The 14,919-nt window shown below is 63.8% G+C and carries 15 protein-coding genes; 10 read left to right on the top strand and 5 right to left on the bottom strand.

Translation table 11 applies throughout. The features are described 5' to 3' along the window. Positions 1-346: 346 nt before the first annotated feature. From maiA to ABWP92_RS05440, 4 genes are read right to left on the bottom strand one after another with little or no spacing between them, the layout of a single operon-like run. A complete protein-coding gene (gene maiA, locus ABWP92_RS05455; protein ID WP_353234348.1) occupies positions 347-985 on the bottom strand; it encodes a maleylacetoacetate isomerase in 639 nt (212 codons plus the stop codon). Between the two features lie 11 nt (positions 986-996). Further along, a complete protein-coding gene (locus ABWP92_RS05450; RefSeq protein ID WP_353234347.1) occupies positions 997-1,704 on the bottom strand; it encodes a fumarylacetoacetate hydrolase family protein in 708 nt (235 codons plus the stop codon). 55 nt (positions 1,705-1,759) lie between these two features. After that, positions 1,760-2,896 carry a cupin domain-containing protein gene (locus ABWP92_RS05445; protein WP_353234346.1) on the bottom strand — a complete coding sequence of 379 codons (1,137 nt, stop codon included), beginning with the start codon at positions 2,894-2,896 and terminating at the stop codon, positions 1,760-1,762. Between the two features lie 11 nt (positions 2,897-2,907). After that, the gene (locus ABWP92_RS05440; RefSeq protein WP_353234345.1) at positions 2,908-4,125 is read right to left on the bottom strand and encodes a 3-hydroxybenzoate 6-monooxygenase; all 1,218 of its coding nucleotides are present in this window, start codon (positions 4,123-4,125) and stop codon (positions 2,908-2,910) included. Positions 4,126-4,369: 244 nt separating this feature from the next. Between ABWP92_RS05440 and ABWP92_RS05435 the strand changes: the two genes are divergently transcribed. The 10 genes from ABWP92_RS05435 (at position 4,370) to ABWP92_RS05390 (ending at position 13,972) form a co-directional block, all read left to right on the top strand. Beyond that, positions 4,370-4,861 (top strand): MarR family winged helix-turn-helix transcriptional regulator, encoded by a 492-nt coding sequence (locus ABWP92_RS05435; RefSeq protein ID WP_353234344.1) that lies wholly within the window; start codon positions 4,370-4,372, stop codon positions 4,859-4,861. 183 nt (positions 4,862-5,044) lie between these two features. Then, positions 5,045-5,962, top strand: a complete 918-nt coding sequence (locus tag ABWP92_RS05430) for an SDR family NAD(P)-dependent oxidoreductase (protein ID WP_353234343.1) — start codon at positions 5,045-5,047, stop codon at positions 5,960-5,962. Positions 5,963-5,991: 29 nt separating this feature from the next. Beyond that, on the top strand, positions 5,992-7,194 hold the full coding sequence (locus ABWP92_RS05425) for a Rieske 2Fe-2S domain-containing protein (protein WP_353234342.1): 1,203 nt from the start codon (positions 5,992-5,994) through the stop codon (positions 7,192-7,194). Positions 7,195-7,307: 113 nt separating this feature from the next. Beyond that, the gene (locus ABWP92_RS05420) at positions 7,308-8,480 is read left to right on the top strand and encodes an acyl-CoA dehydrogenase family protein (RefSeq protein ID WP_353234341.1); all 1,173 of its coding nucleotides are present in this window, start codon (positions 7,308-7,310) and stop codon (positions 8,478-8,480) included. 12 nt (positions 8,481-8,492) lie between these two features. Further along, complete coding sequence (locus ABWP92_RS05415) at positions 8,493-9,629, top strand: CaiB/BaiF CoA transferase family protein (RefSeq protein ID WP_353234340.1); 1,137 nt, start codon at positions 8,493-8,495, stop codon at positions 9,627-9,629. 39 nt (positions 9,630-9,668) lie between these two features. Further along, on the top strand, positions 9,669-10,655 hold the full coding sequence (locus ABWP92_RS05410; RefSeq protein ID WP_353234339.1) for an ABC transporter substrate-binding protein: 987 nt from the start codon (positions 9,669-9,671) through the stop codon (positions 10,653-10,655). A 10-nt stretch (positions 10,656-10,665) separates the two neighbouring features. Beyond that, positions 10,666-11,700: a cupin domain-containing protein gene (locus ABWP92_RS05405; RefSeq protein WP_353234338.1), complete on the top strand. Its 1,035-nt coding sequence runs from the start codon at positions 10,666-10,668 to the stop codon at positions 11,698-11,700. Then, the gene (locus tag ABWP92_RS05400; protein WP_353234337.1) at positions 11,697-12,560 is read left to right on the top strand and encodes a fumarylacetoacetate hydrolase family protein; all 864 of its coding nucleotides are present in this window, start codon (positions 11,697-11,699) and stop codon (positions 12,558-12,560) included. Before ABWP92_RS05405 ends, ABWP92_RS05400 begins: the two co-directional genes overlap by 4 nt. Before the next feature lie 3 nt (positions 12,561-12,563). Beyond that, positions 12,564-13,532 (top strand): PDR/VanB family oxidoreductase, encoded by a 969-nt coding sequence (locus tag ABWP92_RS05395; protein WP_353234336.1) that lies wholly within the window; start codon positions 12,564-12,566, stop codon positions 13,530-13,532. Continuing rightward, positions 13,532-13,972 (top strand): bacteriohemerythrin, encoded by a 441-nt coding sequence (locus tag ABWP92_RS05390; RefSeq protein ID WP_353234335.1) that lies wholly within the window; start codon positions 13,532-13,534, stop codon positions 13,970-13,972. The genes ABWP92_RS05395 and ABWP92_RS05390 overlap by 1 nt, the downstream gene beginning before the upstream one ends. 20 nt (positions 13,973-13,992) lie before the next feature. On the opposite strand, the gene ABWP92_RS05385 is transcribed toward ABWP92_RS05390, so the two are convergent. Further along, positions 13,993-14,877, bottom strand: coding sequence for a Bug family tripartite tricarboxylate transporter substrate binding protein (locus tag ABWP92_RS05385; RefSeq protein ID WP_353234334.1), 885 nt, complete (start codon positions 14,875-14,877; stop codon positions 13,993-13,995). Between the last annotated feature and the right edge of the window lie 42 nt (positions 14,878-14,919).

Below are 14,919 nucleotides of genomic sequence, written 5' to 3'. Positions count from 1 at the left end.
TTCGTAATGAGAAGGTCGCGTGTTCGATTCATGTCTCCGGCACCAAGTAAATAAAAGAAAGCCCGCTATTCAAAATAGCGGGCTTTCTTGTTTTTGAGTTCATGCATCCCTGATGCGTCCCAAATCCCCCCGAATTCGTACCTCATCCCCTGGCCGCGCTTGGTCGTTTGGAAGGCTCAGGCGATGATCTCTGCCCCATGTATATCCCAAGCGCGAAATTACGGGCGGCCCCGAAATACCTGGGGCATCCAGGTATCACGTTGATCTAGTTCTCGCGCGTGATGCGCCCCGGTACTTGCCAGGGTTCATCCGCCGATAACAACGCATCGCGCTCAACCGTTTTCGCTCACGCGTCAGATTGCTCAAGAGGAGCAGCCTTGGCAAACGCCGGAAGCTGGCTACAGGCCGTATCGACTGAGCTGATCAGTGGCCAATGGGCCATGTCGACCTTGAACCTCCGCGCACTCTCCACTTGCGGGATCAGGTACACGTCCGCGATCGTCGGGCTGTGCCCAAAACAGAAATCACCTCGATCCCGGTCTTTGGCGAGCAAGGCTTCGATGGCGTCGAAGCCTGCGGTGATCCATGTCGCGCACCAGGCGTTGAGCGCGGCCTCGTCGGCGCCGAGTCGTTTGCCGAGGTATTGCAGGATGCGCCGGTTGTTGATGGGATGCACATCGCAGCCGACGATGGCGGCGAGGGCGCGCACCTTGGCGCGGGCCTCGGGGTCCTTGGGGAGCAAGGCGGGGGCGGGGTAGCGTTCTTCGAGCCATTCGATGATGGCGGGGGACTGGATCAGGGTCTGGCCGTCTTCGAGCGTCAGGGCGGGCACCAGGCCCTGCGGGTTCACCGCTTTGAATGGGGCCTGCGCCTGCTCGTCGACACGCAGGTCCACCGGGATGTAATCCGGCGCCAGCCCCTTGAGGTTGAGGGCGATGCGCAGGCGGTGGGATGTGCCGCTGCGAAAAAAACTGTAGAGCTTCATTCGGAACGTCCTTATTCGGGCTGGCCAACGGTGAGCTCGAGCGTGCCGACGCCCTCCACCCGGCCGGTGATCTTGTCACCGGGCACCACGGCGCCCACGCCTTCGGGCGTGCCCGTGTAGATCAAGTCGCCAGGTTGCAGGTGGTAGAACAGGGACAGGTCAGCGATGAGTTCGCGGATATTCCAGATCAGCTTGTCGACGTTGGATTGCTGCTTGACCTCGCCGTTGACGCTCAGCTCGATCAGGCCGGACTCGATCACCTTGCCGGGCATGGGCACGATTTCGGAGGACACGGACGAGTTCTCGACGTCCTTGCCGAGGTCCCATGGACGGCCCTTGTCGCGAGCCACCAATTGCAGGTCGCGGCGTGTCATGTCCAGACCGCAGGCATAGCCATAGATGTATTCATGCGCCTGCTCGGCCGGGATGCGAAAACCCGCCTTGCCGATGGCGAGCACGAGCTCCATCTCGAAGTGGTAGTTCTTGGTCTCGGGCGGATAAGCCACGGTCGATCCCGACAGCGTCAGCGTCTGTGGCGCCTTGGTGAAATAGAACGGGCGCTCGACGCTCTTGTCCACCGGGCGGCCCATTTCAACGGCGTGGGCGTGGTAGTTGCGGCCAACGAAGAACAGGCGGTTGATGGGCATGCGCTGATCGCTGCCGCGAACGGGCAGGGATTGAACAGGAGACGGAGCCCAGAGATAGTTGGAAGCGGTCATGGATAACTCGTTTTGAGAAGAATGAATTGGAATTCGTTGAAATGAAGATGCCGAATCAGCGCGGCGCGTCCACCTGCGAGCGGTAGGCATGCACGGCTTCGTAGATCGGCGTGTCGGCGAAGCGGAACATGTCCAGCGCGGGGCAGTCCGCGTCGCAATGCGCCGTGAAGGACTGCCACGACGGCACGACAAACATGTCGCCGCGGCGCACCGCCCACTGCCGATCGCCGATGGTGACGATGCCTGCGCCGTCGAAAACCTGGAACACGGCGGAGCCCACTTCGCGCTTGGTCAGCGTGCTCGCGCCACGTTTCACGCGATGCATCTCGCAGCGGATGGTGGGCAATACGTCGCGGCCGTTGGTGGGGTTGGAATAGCGCACGGCGGCGTGTCCCTTGCTGACTGTTGCCGCACAGCCCTCTTCCTCCAGAGCCAGTTGTTCATTCAATGCGCGGTCGGTATCGACCCAGCGGTAGGCGAGCAACGGCGTGGCGACGGCATCCTCCATCTGCGACACCGGACGAAGACCCGGATAGGCCCAGAGGCGCTCGGAGCGCGAGAACTCGGGCGTGGCATGTTCCTGCGGGCTCAGTTGCATACGGCCGTGTTCGAAGAACTGCGACTCGGTGTAGTAGGCGAACGGGATATCCAGTCCGTCGATCCAGGCCATCGGTTCGCTGGCCGCATTGTGGTGCGCATGCCAGTTCCATCCCCCTTGCGGAAGAAAGTCGCCGCGCGACATGCGGATGGAATCGCCGTTGACCACGGTCCACACACCCTCCCCTTCGACGACGAAGCGGAACGCATGCTGCGAATGTCGATGCTCGGGAGCGTTCTCGCCAGGCATCAGGTATTGGATGGCGGCCCAAAGATTGGGCGTGGCAAAGGGGCGTCCGCCGAGCGCCGGATTGGCCAGCGCGATGGCGCGGCGCTCGCCGCCGCGACCCACCGCGACGATACGGCCTGCCTCGTCAGCGAGCTTGAGTAGATGCTCCCAGCGCCACAGGTGCGCCGCGGCCTTGCTGCCTGGATGGGCGGGCATGAGATCGCCGATCTCGACCCACAAGGGCACCAGCATTTCCTGCTCGAAGCCGCGATACAGGCGCTCGAGTTCGGGGGTGGGCTCCGGCTGACCGGGCGCGGACACGGCGGCGAGCCTGACGGGTGAAGGGAGGGCGTTCTGGATGGTCATGTGGGCGTCCTTCAGGCTGGAATGGCCGTTGCGTCATCGAGCGCGAGGCAGCGATCCACGGTCCAGCCGTAGAGCCACTCCATGGCGTCGTAGAAGCGCTCGGGCGAGCGGCCCTTCCACAGGTCATTGCGAACCAAACGCTCCACGCCCTTGGCATGGAAGATGCGGCCCATTTCGCGGGCCGACAGCACCACGCGCGCCGTGCGGGCGATGCGCGAGCGTTCATAGAGCTGCAGCGCGCTCGGCCAATCGTGGTTGCAATGCGCGAGCGCTTCGCCGAGCGTCACCGCGTCCTCGAGCGCCATGCACGCGCCCTGGGCGATGTACTGCAGCGTCGGATGGGCCGCATCGCCAAGCAACGTCGCGCGGCCGAAGGTCCATTGCCCTATGGGCTCGCGGTCCGCCGTGGCCCAGCGCTTCCAGCTCTTGGGAAGATCGATCAGTTGATGGGCACGCGGACAGCAGTCGCGGTAGTAGCTCTGCACTTCTTCGCGACTGCCTTCCCGCACGCCCCACTCCTCTGTCTCTCGGCTGTGAAAGGTGACCACGACGTTGTACTGCTCGCCACCGCGCAGCGGGTAGTGCACCAGATGGTAGTTGGGGCCGACCCAGATGCTCGCCGCGTTCCAGCGCAGATCCTCGGGAAACTCGTTCTTCTCGACCACGGCGCGGTACACCACATGGCCGGATACGCGAGCTGGATCACCCACGTAGTGCTGGCGCACGACGGATTTCACTCCGTCCGCGCCGATCAGCGCCTGGCCCTTGTAGTCATTGCCATGCTGGTCGAAGACCGTAACCACGTCGCCGTCCTGCTCGAGGCGCTCGATGCGCGTGTCGGTCAACGTCTCGATGTTGCCATGCGCGCGCGCGCCTTCGAGCAGCGAGGTATGGATGTCAGCGCGGTGAATCACGGCATAGGGATTGCCAAAGCGCGCGCGGAACGCCTCATCCGTGGGGATGAGGCCGATCAGCCGCTCGTCGAGCGCGTCGTGCATCACCATCTCGTCGGTATAGACGGCTCGGCCACGCGCGAGTTCGCCGATGCCAAGCGCGTCAAACGCCGCGAAGGCGTTCGGACCGAGCTGGATGCCCGCGCCGATTTCTCCGAGCTCGGGCGCCTGCTCGAGCACCTTCACCGCGTAACCCTGACGCGCCAGCGAGAGTGCCGCAGCCACTCCGCCAATGCCGCCGCCCACCACCAACACCGGTAAATCTGATGCACGCATCTTTGACAACGCTCCTTTATCCTGCATGAAATCGAATCAATTAAACAGTATGCTTACTATCAGTGTACTGTTCATATATCGAAATCGACCACTAGGGTTTATCCTGAAACGGTGGTCAAACCCGCGCAAAGAAAGCGTGCCCGGTGCGCTCCGCCTGCTGGTGGAGCGCTATGATTCCACGAGCCGAATTACCGGGCACGCCATTGAAACCAGCCTCAACAATGAGCGAGCCATGGCGCACGACATGAAAAAATACTCTCCCGCCGAACTGGAAAACTATCCGGGCTATCACATCCGCCGCCTGCAGCAGATCGCGGTTGCGGTCTTCGTTGAAGAGACCTCTGCCTGGGGCGTGACCCCCGTGCAATACGCCGCGCTGTCGGCCGTGCTGCGCAAGCCCCATGTCGATCAGCGCACGTTGGCAAGGCTGATCGGCTTTGACGCGTCCACCATTGGGAGCGTGATCGACCGGCTCGAGGCACGCGGGTTGATCGCACGCATCGGCAACCCCAAGGATCGCCGCTCCAAGATGCTCGAGGTGACGGCCGAAGGCCGGCAGTTGCTGCTCGATGCCGAGCCCGCCGTGCTCAAGGCGCAGGAGCGCATGCTCGATCCGCTGCCGCCCGGCAAGCGCAAGCAGTTCATGGAGACGCTGGCATTCCTTACCGAAGCCAACGGCGACATCGCTCGTGCGCCGGCCAATGGCAGTTTCAAGAGCGGCAGCGAAGGCGCCTGATACCGTCACAGGCACTTCGCCTTCCCTGATGCCTGATGCTTGATGCCTGACGCGCTCCGGTATGCGCTTTGCGCATATCAGCCTCTGAGCTTCTCATCTTGTTGCATGACAGCCTGCCGCCGAGAATCATTTTCAGATTCTTCAACACCGGCAACTGCTGACAACTCACGAGAAAAAAGCGTCATGGATAGACTCAAGGACAAGGTCGCCATTGTGTTTGGCGCGGGCCCCAACATCGGCGGCACGATTGCTCACTTCATGGCCCGCGAAGGTGCGCGCGTCTGCGTCACCGACGTAAGCGAGGCCGCGGCAAACGATACGGTCAACTTTCTGCGCGAACGCGGCCTCGAAGCCTTCGCCATGCAGGGCAATGCGCGTGTCGATGCCGACGTCAAGCGCGCAGTCGACGAAACCATGGCGCGCTACGGCCGCCTGGACATCTCGGTGAACATGGCCGGTCGCGTGCATTGGAGCCATGTGCTCGACATGAAGCATGACGACTGGGACGACTCCGTCGCGAGCTTCGCCACGGCCGCGCTCATCACCACCCAGCATTGCGCGCGGGCGATGATCGAATCGGGCAATGGCGGCAGCATGATCCACATCCTCTCGACCGCCGCCCACTTCGGCGAGGCCGACGGCGCCGCCTACTGCTCCGCCAAGGCCGGTCTGCTGAGCTTCGTGCGATCGTCGGCACTCGACCTCGCGCACCTGGGTATCCGCGTGAACAGCGTCACGCCCTGCTCCATGGAGCACCAACTGTGGACCACGATGCGCGACGAGATGTTCAATCCCGAATGGAAGGTACCAGCGAACAAAGGCTTCTACTCGCGTCAGGAATACCTCGACCAGATGCCGCTGCGCCGCTTTCCACGAGCCTCCGATCTCGCGTGGGCGACCGTGTTCCTCGCATCGGACGAATCGGCCTGCATGACGGGCTCGGACATGGCCGTGGACGGCGGCCTGCGCCACAAATACCCCACCTGGTCGCCGGGCCGCCACTACCCGCTGAGCATCAAGGATTACGCCCGCTCCATCGAGTGGACGAAATTCGGAGAGCCGCAAGGCCCCCTCACGGACCTGATGGGCGAGCCCGTCTGAACCAGTACTTACCCCACCGGAGACAAGCAATGAGTCAACTCGACGAACGCCGCCTCGCGCGCGCCGCGCAATTTAACCGCCTCACCGAAAGCGGTCCCGACACCGACATGGGTAAGCTTCTGCGCCAATTCTGGCAACCCATTGCGCTGACGGAAAGCGTCGAAGTGGGAGCGGCCATTCCGCTGAAGATCATGCATGAGGAATTGACGCTGTATCGCGGCGCCAGCGGCAAGCTGCATCTCGTGGGCGGACGCTGCGCGCACCGCCGCACGCTGCTGCACACCGGTTGGGTCGATGGCGAGCAGATCCGCTGCATCTACCACGGCTGGCAATTCGACAGCACGGGCGCTTGCGTCAAGCGCCCTGCCGAAGCCGACACCGGCATGCCGCGCACCAAGATCGCCGGTTATCCCGTCAAGGAATACCAAGGACTGGTGTTCGCCTACATGGGTGAGGGCGAAGCGCCCGAATTCGATCTGCCCCGCAAGCTGCTGACGGAGCGCGAAGGCGCCATCATCGCCAACGGCATGGAACGCTGGGACAACAACTGGTTCCAGCAGGTCGAGAACTCCATGGATGCCGTGCATGTGAGCTTCGTGCACATGGCGCTCACCGTGGGGGCCTTCGGCAAGGCCGTGACGACCGGCATTCCCGAGCTCAGTTACGAGGAAACCGCGGCAGGCATCCGCCAGACCGCGCGCCGCAGCAAGGACAACGTGCGCCAAAGCGACTGGACGTTCCCGAACAACAACCACATCACCGTGCCCGGCCTTCAGCCCGAAGACCCCTGGCTCGACGTGTTCGTCTGGATGACGCCCAACGACGACCTGAACACCACGCGCTTCATGATCTACAGCCTGCCGCCTGGAGCCAGCGAAGCCTCGCGCATGCGCTTCAAGACCTACTTCGCCAAGTACGGCAAATACGACCCTGCAGATCACCATGACGAGCTGTTCAGCTCTCGCGTCTGGAAGAACCCCGAAGACACCTTCGTGGGTCTGACGGCCGCGCAGGACTACCTGTCCATCCGTGGCCAGGAACGCGTGACCAAGCGCGAGGACGAAATCCTGGGCCGCTCGGATCTTGGAATCGTCACGCTGCGCAAGCTGTTCTGGCGCGAGCTCGATCTGGTGCGCGCCGGCCAACCGATCAAGGCCTGGTCGTCCCTTGAGCACCCCGTCGAACTGCCTCACCAACCCGGAGACGAGCCCGCGGTCGCCGCACAGGCCTGACGCTCTTTCACCCGCGCCGTACGCCGCCGAGCCCCGTGGCTCGACGGCGGTGCTGGCAGAGCGCTTTCCGTCTCCTGTCAGCCTTTCCTCCCGATTCTTTTTCAGGTTTGTCGATGCTCGACCTCACCCCTCACGAAGCGCTCCCCGAAGAGTTGCTGATGTTTCGCGAATCCGTGCGCCGTTTTGTCGAGAAGGAACTGATTCCGCTCGAGCACAAGCTGGACTCCGCCGGCCTGCTGGATGACGCCACGGCGCAGCAGGTGCGCGAGCGCGCCAAGGCCGCGGGCCTGTGGCTGCTCGACGTACCCGAGGCGATCGGCGGACAGGGCCTGTCGCTGCTGCCGTTGACCGTGTTCTGGGAAGAGGTCGGCCGCAGCACGGTCGCCTCCTGGGTGCGCGACCATGGCCTCTTCGGTCCGATGGTGGGTCCCATCCTGATGGGACTGAACGAAGAACAGCGCAAGGAATACCTCTACCCCGTCGTCGAAGGCCGCAAGCGCTTTTGCTTTGCACAAACCGAACCCGATGCGGGCTCCGATCCGTCTGCGATGCGCACGCGCGCCGTCAAAACAGGAAAGGGCTACCGGCTCAATGGCGTGAAGCGTTTCATCACTCGCGCTGCCAGAGCCGATTTCGCGCTGGTGATGGCCGTAACCGATCCCGAGAAGGGCGCACGCGGCGGCATCTCCTGCTTCATCGTGGACATGAAGGCGCAGGGCGTCACGCTGGCCAGTTCCGAAAAAACCGTGATGGGTGACTCGCCGTGCGAGATTGCTCTGCACGATGTGGAAGTCCCTTTCGACAATCTGGTGGGTGTCGAAGGCAAGGGCTTTGCATTGGCGCAGGGCTACATCAACCACGGCCGCATCCGTCAAGGTGCGCACTGCATCGGCGCGGCCGAGCGCTGCCTCGGCCTGACCGCCGCGTATGCCTCGCAGCGCAAGACCTTCGGCGAGCCGCTGTCCTCGCGCCAGGGCGTGCAGTGGATGCTCGCCGACGGCTTCACCGAAGTCTATGCCACGCGCCTCATGGTCTATGACGCGGCGCGCAAAGTGGAAGCAGGCATCGACGCCAAGCTCGAGACATTCATGATCAAGACCTTCGGCGTGGAGATGGGCTTTCGTGTCATAGACACCTGCATGCAACTGCATGGCGGCATGGGCCTCACGCAGGACACGCCCATCGAGCGCTTCTGGCGCGACCTGCGCAGCTACCGCATCACGGAAGGCCCGACCGAGGTGCTTCGCACCACGCTCGCCCGCCAGATTCTCAAGAACTTCGCCTGATTGGAGCGAATCATGAAAGACGCACTGAAAGACGTTCTGGTCATCGAACTGGGCACCGTGCTGACCGCGCCCCTCGCGGGCATGATGCTGGCCGATCTCGGCGCACGCGTGATCAAGGTGGAACACCCCGAGGGCGGCGATCCCTTCCGCCGCCACGCGGGCAAGTTCTACAGCCCCCACTTCGCTGCCTACAACCGCAACAAGGAAAGCATCCAGCTGGACCTGCAGTCGCAAGCGGGCAAGGCCGATCTGGCCAAACTGATCGCGCGTGCCGACGTGCTGCTGGACAACTTCCGCGCAGGCGTGCTGCCGCGCCTCGGCTTCGGTGACGACGTTCTCAAGGCCATGAACCCACGGCTGATCCACTGCTCGATCACCGGCTTCGGCGCAGAAGGCCCATACAAGGACCGCCCATGCTATGACGCCGTGGCGCTCGCCATCAGCGGACTGGCCAGCCAGAAGCTTGATCCCGAGCGGCCGATTCTCAATGGTCCATCGCTCTCGGACAACATCACGGGCATGTACGCGGCTTACGGCATTCTCGGCGCGCTGCACGCCCGCGAGCGCACGGGCCAGGGCGAGCGCGTGGAGATCAACATGCTGGAAGCCTCCATCGCGTTCTCGCCCGAAGGCTTCTCGCAATTCACGCGTCTGGGCGCCACGCCCACGCCGATGTCCCGCGTGGCGATCTCGCAGTCCTACGCTTTCCGCTGCGCGGACCACAGGCTGCTGGCTGTTCACCTGTCGTCGGTCGAAAAATTCTGGCTCGCGTTCGTCACGGCGCTGGAAAGCCCCGAGCTGCTGACCGACGAGCGCTTCAAGACGCCCGCGCTGCGCACACAACATTACACGCTGATCGCCGAACTCGTGGGCCGGATCTTCGCCGAACGCCCGTATGCCGAGTGGGAACAGCGCCTCGCGGCGGCCGATGTGCCGTTCGCGCCGGTCAGGACCGTCCCCGAGGTCATGCAGGACCCGCAGGTGCAGACGCTCAAGCCGTTCTACACCATCCAGCACCCGGAGCACGGCGAGCTCGTCGCCATCCACCGCCCGGTGAAGATCGGCGGACAACGCGGTCCGACCGAGCTTGCGCCCCCCGTGCTCGGCGAACACAGCGCCGCCATCCGCAGCGAATTTTCGCTCTCCTGAAGCCCACTCACTCCACTCCGGCCATACCGGATACGCCACATGTCAAAACTCGAACTCTCCCTTGCCATCGGCAACTACGATCGCTGCCGCCCTCTCATCGACGGCACCGTGCAGATCGATGGTGTGAACCCCGTCATCATGACGCTGTCGCCCGAGGAAATCTTCTTCCGCGCGTTTCGCGGCCAGGAATTCGACATCTGCGAGCTCTCGCTGTCCAGCTCCACGCTGCAGGCCGCGCAAGGAAATTTCCCGTATGTCGGCATTCCGATCTTTCTGTCGCGCGCCTTCCGCCACACGGCCATCTACTGCCGCACCGATCGCATCCAGAAGCCGGAGGACCTCAAGGGCCGCAAGATCGGCCTGCCCGAATACCAGCTCACCGCCAACGTCTGGGTACGCGCGATCCTGCAGGATGACTACGGCATCGCCCCATCGGACGTAACCTGGGTGCGCGGCGGCATGTCGCATGCCGGTCGCCCCGAAAAAATCAAGATCAAGCTGCCCGACAACGTGCGCGTTGAAGATGCACCGGAAGGCGAGACCATCTCCAGCCTGCTCGCCAAGGGCGAGATCGACGGCTACGTGGCTCCGCGCGCACCCGACGTTCCAGCCGGCACGCCCAACATCGGCTGGCTGTTCCGCGACCCGGTCGAGGCCGCCAAGGACTATTACCGCCGCACCCGCATCTTCCCGATCATGCACATCCTCGGAGTACGCCGCGAACTGGCGCAGCGCCATCCCTGGCTGCCCGGCGCGATCTACAAGGCGTTCGAGGAATCCAAGACCAAGGCGCTCGAGCACCTGTCCGAGACTTCGGCCACCAAGATCACCCTGCCCTTCGTGGAAGAGCGCCTCAAGGAAGCACGCGACCTGATGGGCCAGGACCACTGGTCGTACGGAATCAAGGCCAACCGCCACGTGCTGGAAAACTTCTTCAAGCACCACCATGCGCAAGGCCTGTCGCCGCGTCTGGTCACGCCCGAAGACCTGTTCCACCCCGGTACGTTCGAGAGCTACAGCCTCTGAGGAAACCGCCATGTCCTTGAGCAGCGAACAAATCCTGCAGCAGTGGCATGCCGCGCGGCTGGCCCCGCTCTGGAACAGCCCGAACGCGCACAAGCCGCCTCCGGGCCCGGTTCCCAGCCACCTGTGGCGCTGGAATGACATGCGCCCGCTGATCGAGCTGGCGTTCCAGGAAACATCCCCACAGGCCGTGCAGCGCCGCGTGCTGCAGATGCTCAGCCCCACGGCCAAATCGCTCAGCGACGAGCACACCTGCGGCAACGTGCTCGCGGCCTACCAGTGCCTGCTGCCCGGCGAGACGGCACGTCCGCATCGCCACACCATGAACGCGCTGCGCTTCATGCTCGAAGGCTCGGGCGTGATCACGCTGGTGGACGGCAAGGAATGCCCGATGGAGTTCGGCGATCTGGTGCTGACCCCCGGCATGACCTGGCACGAACATCGCCATGACGGCAGCGAGCCGGTGGTCTGGCTCGACGTGCTTGACGTGCCGCTGCACATGTACATGGGCTCGGTGGTGTTCCAGCCCGGCCCGATTGCCGAGCCGCCGGTGACCATGCCCGATGCCGCTTTTGCCTACGCTAACGTGGCACCGCAAGTGACGCTCGGCCGCACGGACCATTCACCCGTGTTCCGCTATCCCTACGCCAACGTCGTCGGCGCGCTGCGGCATGCGCCCAAGAGCGCCGACGGAGTGCGCCGCGTCCGCTACATCAACCCACTGAACGGTCAGGGCGCGCTCGCCCTGCTCGAAGCCAGCATGATGCAGATCGACGCGGACACGGCCTCGCTGCCGATGCGCAGCAACGCCAATCTGGTGGTCGCCGTGGTCGAGGGCGAAGGCGAGAGCCAGGTCGGCGATCAGTGCATCCGCTGGTCGGCACGTGATGTGTTCACCGTGCCGCAGCACAACTGGGCATCGCACCGCGCGTTCGGACAGGACGCCCGCCTGTTCGTGGTCTCGGATGCCGATGCCATGCAACGCCTGAATCTGCTGCGTGAAGAACTGGGCGCCGCCGCGTCCGTGGAAAAGGACAATACAAAATGAAAATCTGCTGGTTCAACGAACATCGCCTCGGCGTGGTGGTGAACGACAAGGTACACGACGTCACCGATGCGCTGAAGGGCCTGCCCGCGCCATCCTACCCACAGGTGATCGGTGACCTCGTCGTCGCCAACCTGCCCCAACTGCGCGCGCAGATCGAGCGCATTCTGACGTCGACCTCGGCACAGCCCGTCAGCGAAGTGCGCTTTCAGAGCCCCGTGGCCCAGCCCGGAAAGATCATCGGCGTGCCGGTGAACTATCAGGCGCATGTGGAAGAAGCCCATCGCGACGTGGCCATCTTCACCAACCGCTACACCGGCGGTGTGAAGGAGCAAGGACTGTTCCTCAAGGCCAACAGCTCGCTCATCGGTTGCAGCGATGCCGTGAAGATCACCATGCCCGAGCGCCTGACGCACCACGAGATCGAACTCGCCGCCATCATCGGCAGGAAGGTGTCGAACGTTTCCAGGGACGAGGCGCTTTCCTGCATCGCGGGCTATTCCATCGCGCTCGACATGACCGTGCGCGGCCCGGAGGATCGCTCGCTGCGCAAATCGCTCGATACCTACTCGGTGCTCGGCCCATGGCTGGTGACGGCGGACGAGATCTCCGATCCCCAGAAGCTGGACCTGCACCTCACCGTCAACGGGGAAACACGCCAGATCACCAATTCGTCGCAGATGATCATGTACATCGCCGAGCAGATCGAATGGGCGTCGAGCTTCTACACGCTGTATCCAGGCGACATCATCATGACCGGCACCTGCGAAGGCGTGGGCCCCGTCGTGCCCGGTGATGTGATGCATGCGACGATCGAATCGATCGGCGACATGCGCGTTCGCGTCGAAGCCGCGGGAGCCTGAACCATGCCGGACACCAGCACCATCGCACACGAGAAGCTCACGCTGCGCGTGCAGTCCATCACCTACGCGGCCAAGGACACGTATCTGGTCGAACTCGTGGATCCGGACTGTCGCCCGCTTCCCGCCGTGACGCCGGGCGCGCACATCGATCTGCATCTCGGCAACGGCATCACCCGCTCGTATTCGCTGGTGCAGTCGGGCGACACACCCGCCTCCTACGTCGTTGGCGTCAAGCTTGATGCCAAGAGCCGTGGCGGTTCACGCTATGTGCATGAGCAGTTGCGCGTGGGCAGCCTGTTGCCTGTCTCCATGCCGCGCAACCATTTCCCGCTCCACGAAGATGCCGCGCACACGGTGCTGATCGCGGGCGGCATCGGCATCACGCCGATCTGGTGCATGGCCCAGCGGCTGCAGGCCATCGCTGCCTCGTGGGAGCTCTGGTACAGCGTGCGGTCGCGCGCGGATCTCGCCTTCGTGCCCCTGCTGCAGGCCATGGGTGCGCGCGTGCACCTGCATGTCGACGAAGAAGTGGGCGGGATTATCGATCTGCCCGCCATCGTCGCCGCCGCACCGGAGGGCACGCATTTCTACTGCTGTGGCCCCACGCCCATGCTGGACGCGTACGAGGCGGCTGCCGCGGTGCGCTTCCCGGCGCAGCAGATTCATCTCGAACGCTTCGCAGCCAAGCAGGCGGCTTCGGTCGATGGCGGCTTCGTGATTTCGCTGGCCCGCTCCTGCCGCGACCTGGTCGTGCCGCAAGGCGCGAGTGTGCTCAAGGTGTTGCTCGACAACGGCATCGAAGTGGATTCTTCCTGCCAGGAAGGCATCTGCGGCTGCTGCGAGGTCGTGGTGCTCGAGGGCGAGGTGGATCACCGCGACGCCATCCTCACCGAGGCCGAGCGCGCCGCCAACAAGACCATGATGGTCTGCTGCTCCGGCGCCAAGTGCTCGCGCCTCGTATTGGACCTGTGATGACCATGACCTGGGGAGAAGACCTGCTGCTCGGCCACACCGAAATGGATGGGCTGCACGAGGAGTTCGTCCAGCTGCTTGGCCAGCTGCAAACCGCGAGCGACGAGCAATTGCCCGAATGCCTGCAGGCCATGCGGGCACATCTGGAGGAGCATTTCGCGCAAGAGAACGAGTGGATGCGGCAGTCCGTCTTTCCTCCGCGTGATTGCCACATCGACGAACACGCTGCCGTGCTCCGGTCGGTACGCGAGGTCGGCGTGCTGCTCGCGGAGGGCAACTTCGCCATCTGCCGCGAACTGACCCACGCACTGGCGGATTGGTTTCCCAAACACGCCACGCATCTCGACTCGGCGCTGGCGCATTGGCTTTCCAAGCAACGCTTCGGAGGAAAGCCTGTCGTGCTGAGGCGCAGCGTTCAATCCGCGCCCATGGCGGACTGAATCCGGGCTGAATCGCCAGCTCACTCCACTGCGGCGCCCACGGCCCTCACGACATCGCCCAGCCGTTGGATATCGCGGCGCATCAGCGCATTCAGCTCGGCGGGCGTGGAACTCGCCGCCTCGACACCCTGTTCCGCCATCTGCCGCACCACCTCCGGCTGCGCGAGTGCGGAGGTGAACAGGCAGTGGATTCTCCGCAACTCGGGCACCGACGTTCTGGCCGGCGCGACCAGGCCAAACCAGTTCTGCAGCGACACTTGGTCAAACCCGGCTTCTTGCAACGTCGGCACTTGGGGCAAGACCGCGAGTCGATTGTCCCCCGCCACGGCCAGGATACGCAATTGCCCCCGCTCCACCTGCTTCTGGATGGAGCTGTACGACACGAAGAAGCAGTCCACGCGCCCGGCGAGCAGATCGATCACCGCTGGAGCCGCGCCCTTGTAGGGCACATGAATGAACTGCGCGGCACTTTGTGCCCTGAGCATTTCGCCCAGCAGATGGCCACCCGATCCACTGCCCGCGGAAGCATAGGTGACGCCGCCGGCTCGATGTCTTGCCAGCGCCACCAGTTCAGCCACCGTATGCGCAGGACTGTCAGCGGGCACCGCGAGCACGCTCGGGAAACGCCAGAGCAGCGAGATCGGCGAGAAGTCCCTCAGCGCGTCATAGGGTAGTCGCGTTCCATACAACGACGTATTGATGGCATGCGAGCCCACATTGGCGACATACAGCGTCTTGCCATCGGGTGCCGCGTTCTTGACGAACTCGGCACCGATGATGCCATTGGCGCCGGGCCGATTTTCAACGACGATGGTATCGCCCGAGGTGCGGCTCACCTCTCGTGCCAGCAGTCTTGAGAGCAGATCGACGCTCGCTCCCGGTGCGAACGGCACCACCAGTGTCATTGGCTTGGCGGCTCCGGCCGTTGGCGCGAAGCCAGCGCTCCA

The sequence above is a fragment of the Diaphorobacter ruginosibacter genome, from assembly GCF_040396215.1.
In the GTDB taxonomy this organism is placed as follows: domain Bacteria; phylum Pseudomonadota; class Gammaproteobacteria; order Burkholderiales; family Burkholderiaceae_C; genus Diaphorobacter_A; species Diaphorobacter_A ruginosibacter_A.
This window is presented reverse-complemented; position numbering and strand designations above follow the sequence as displayed.

Coding starts and splice junctions, on each gene's coding strand:
- ABWP92_RS05450 (WP_353234347.1), bottom strand. CDS start 1,704: ATGACCGCTTCCAACTATCTCTGGGCTCCGTCTCCTGTTCAATCCCTG.
- ABWP92_RS05400 (WP_353234337.1), top strand. CDS start 11,697: ATGAAAATCTGCTGGTTCAACGAACATCGCCTCGGCGTGGTGGTGAAC.
- maiA (WP_353234348.1), bottom strand. CDS start 985: ATGAAGCTCTACAGTTTTTTTCGCAGCGGCACATCCCACCGCCTGCGC.
- ABWP92_RS05405 (WP_353234338.1), top strand. CDS start 10,666: ATGTCCTTGAGCAGCGAACAAATCCTGCAGCAGTGGCATGCCGCGCGG.
- ABWP92_RS05420 (WP_353234341.1), top strand. CDS start 7,308: ATGCTCGACCTCACCCCTCACGAAGCGCTCCCCGAAGAGTTGCTGATG.
- ABWP92_RS05410 (WP_353234339.1), top strand. CDS start 9,669: ATGTCAAAACTCGAACTCTCCCTTGCCATCGGCAACTACGATCGCTGC.
- ABWP92_RS05430 (WP_353234343.1), top strand. CDS start 5,045: ATGGATAGACTCAAGGACAAGGTCGCCATTGTGTTTGGCGCGGGCCCC.
- ABWP92_RS05425 (WP_353234342.1), top strand. CDS start 5,992: ATGAGTCAACTCGACGAACGCCGCCTCGCGCGCGCCGCGCAATTTAAC.
- ABWP92_RS05395 (WP_353234336.1), top strand. CDS start 12,564: ATGCCGGACACCAGCACCATCGCACACGAGAAGCTCACGCTGCGCGTG.
- ABWP92_RS05435 (WP_353234344.1), top strand. CDS start 4,370: ATGAAAAAATACTCTCCCGCCGAACTGGAAAACTATCCGGGCTATCAC.
- ABWP92_RS05445 (WP_353234346.1), bottom strand. CDS start 2,896: ATGACCATCCAGAACGCCCTCCCTTCACCCGTCAGGCTCGCCGCCGTG.
- ABWP92_RS05385 (WP_353234334.1), bottom strand. CDS start 14,877: ATGACACTGGTGGTGCCGTTCGCACCGGGAGCGAGCGTCGATCTGCTC.
- ABWP92_RS05440 (WP_353234345.1), bottom strand. CDS start 4,125: ATGCGTGCATCAGATTTACCGGTGTTGGTGGTGGGCGGCGGCATTGGC.
- ABWP92_RS05415 (WP_353234340.1), top strand. CDS start 8,493: ATGAAAGACGCACTGAAAGACGTTCTGGTCATCGAACTGGGCACCGTG.
- ABWP92_RS05390 (WP_353234335.1), top strand. CDS start 13,532: ATGACCATGACCTGGGGAGAAGACCTGCTGCTCGGCCACACCGAAATG.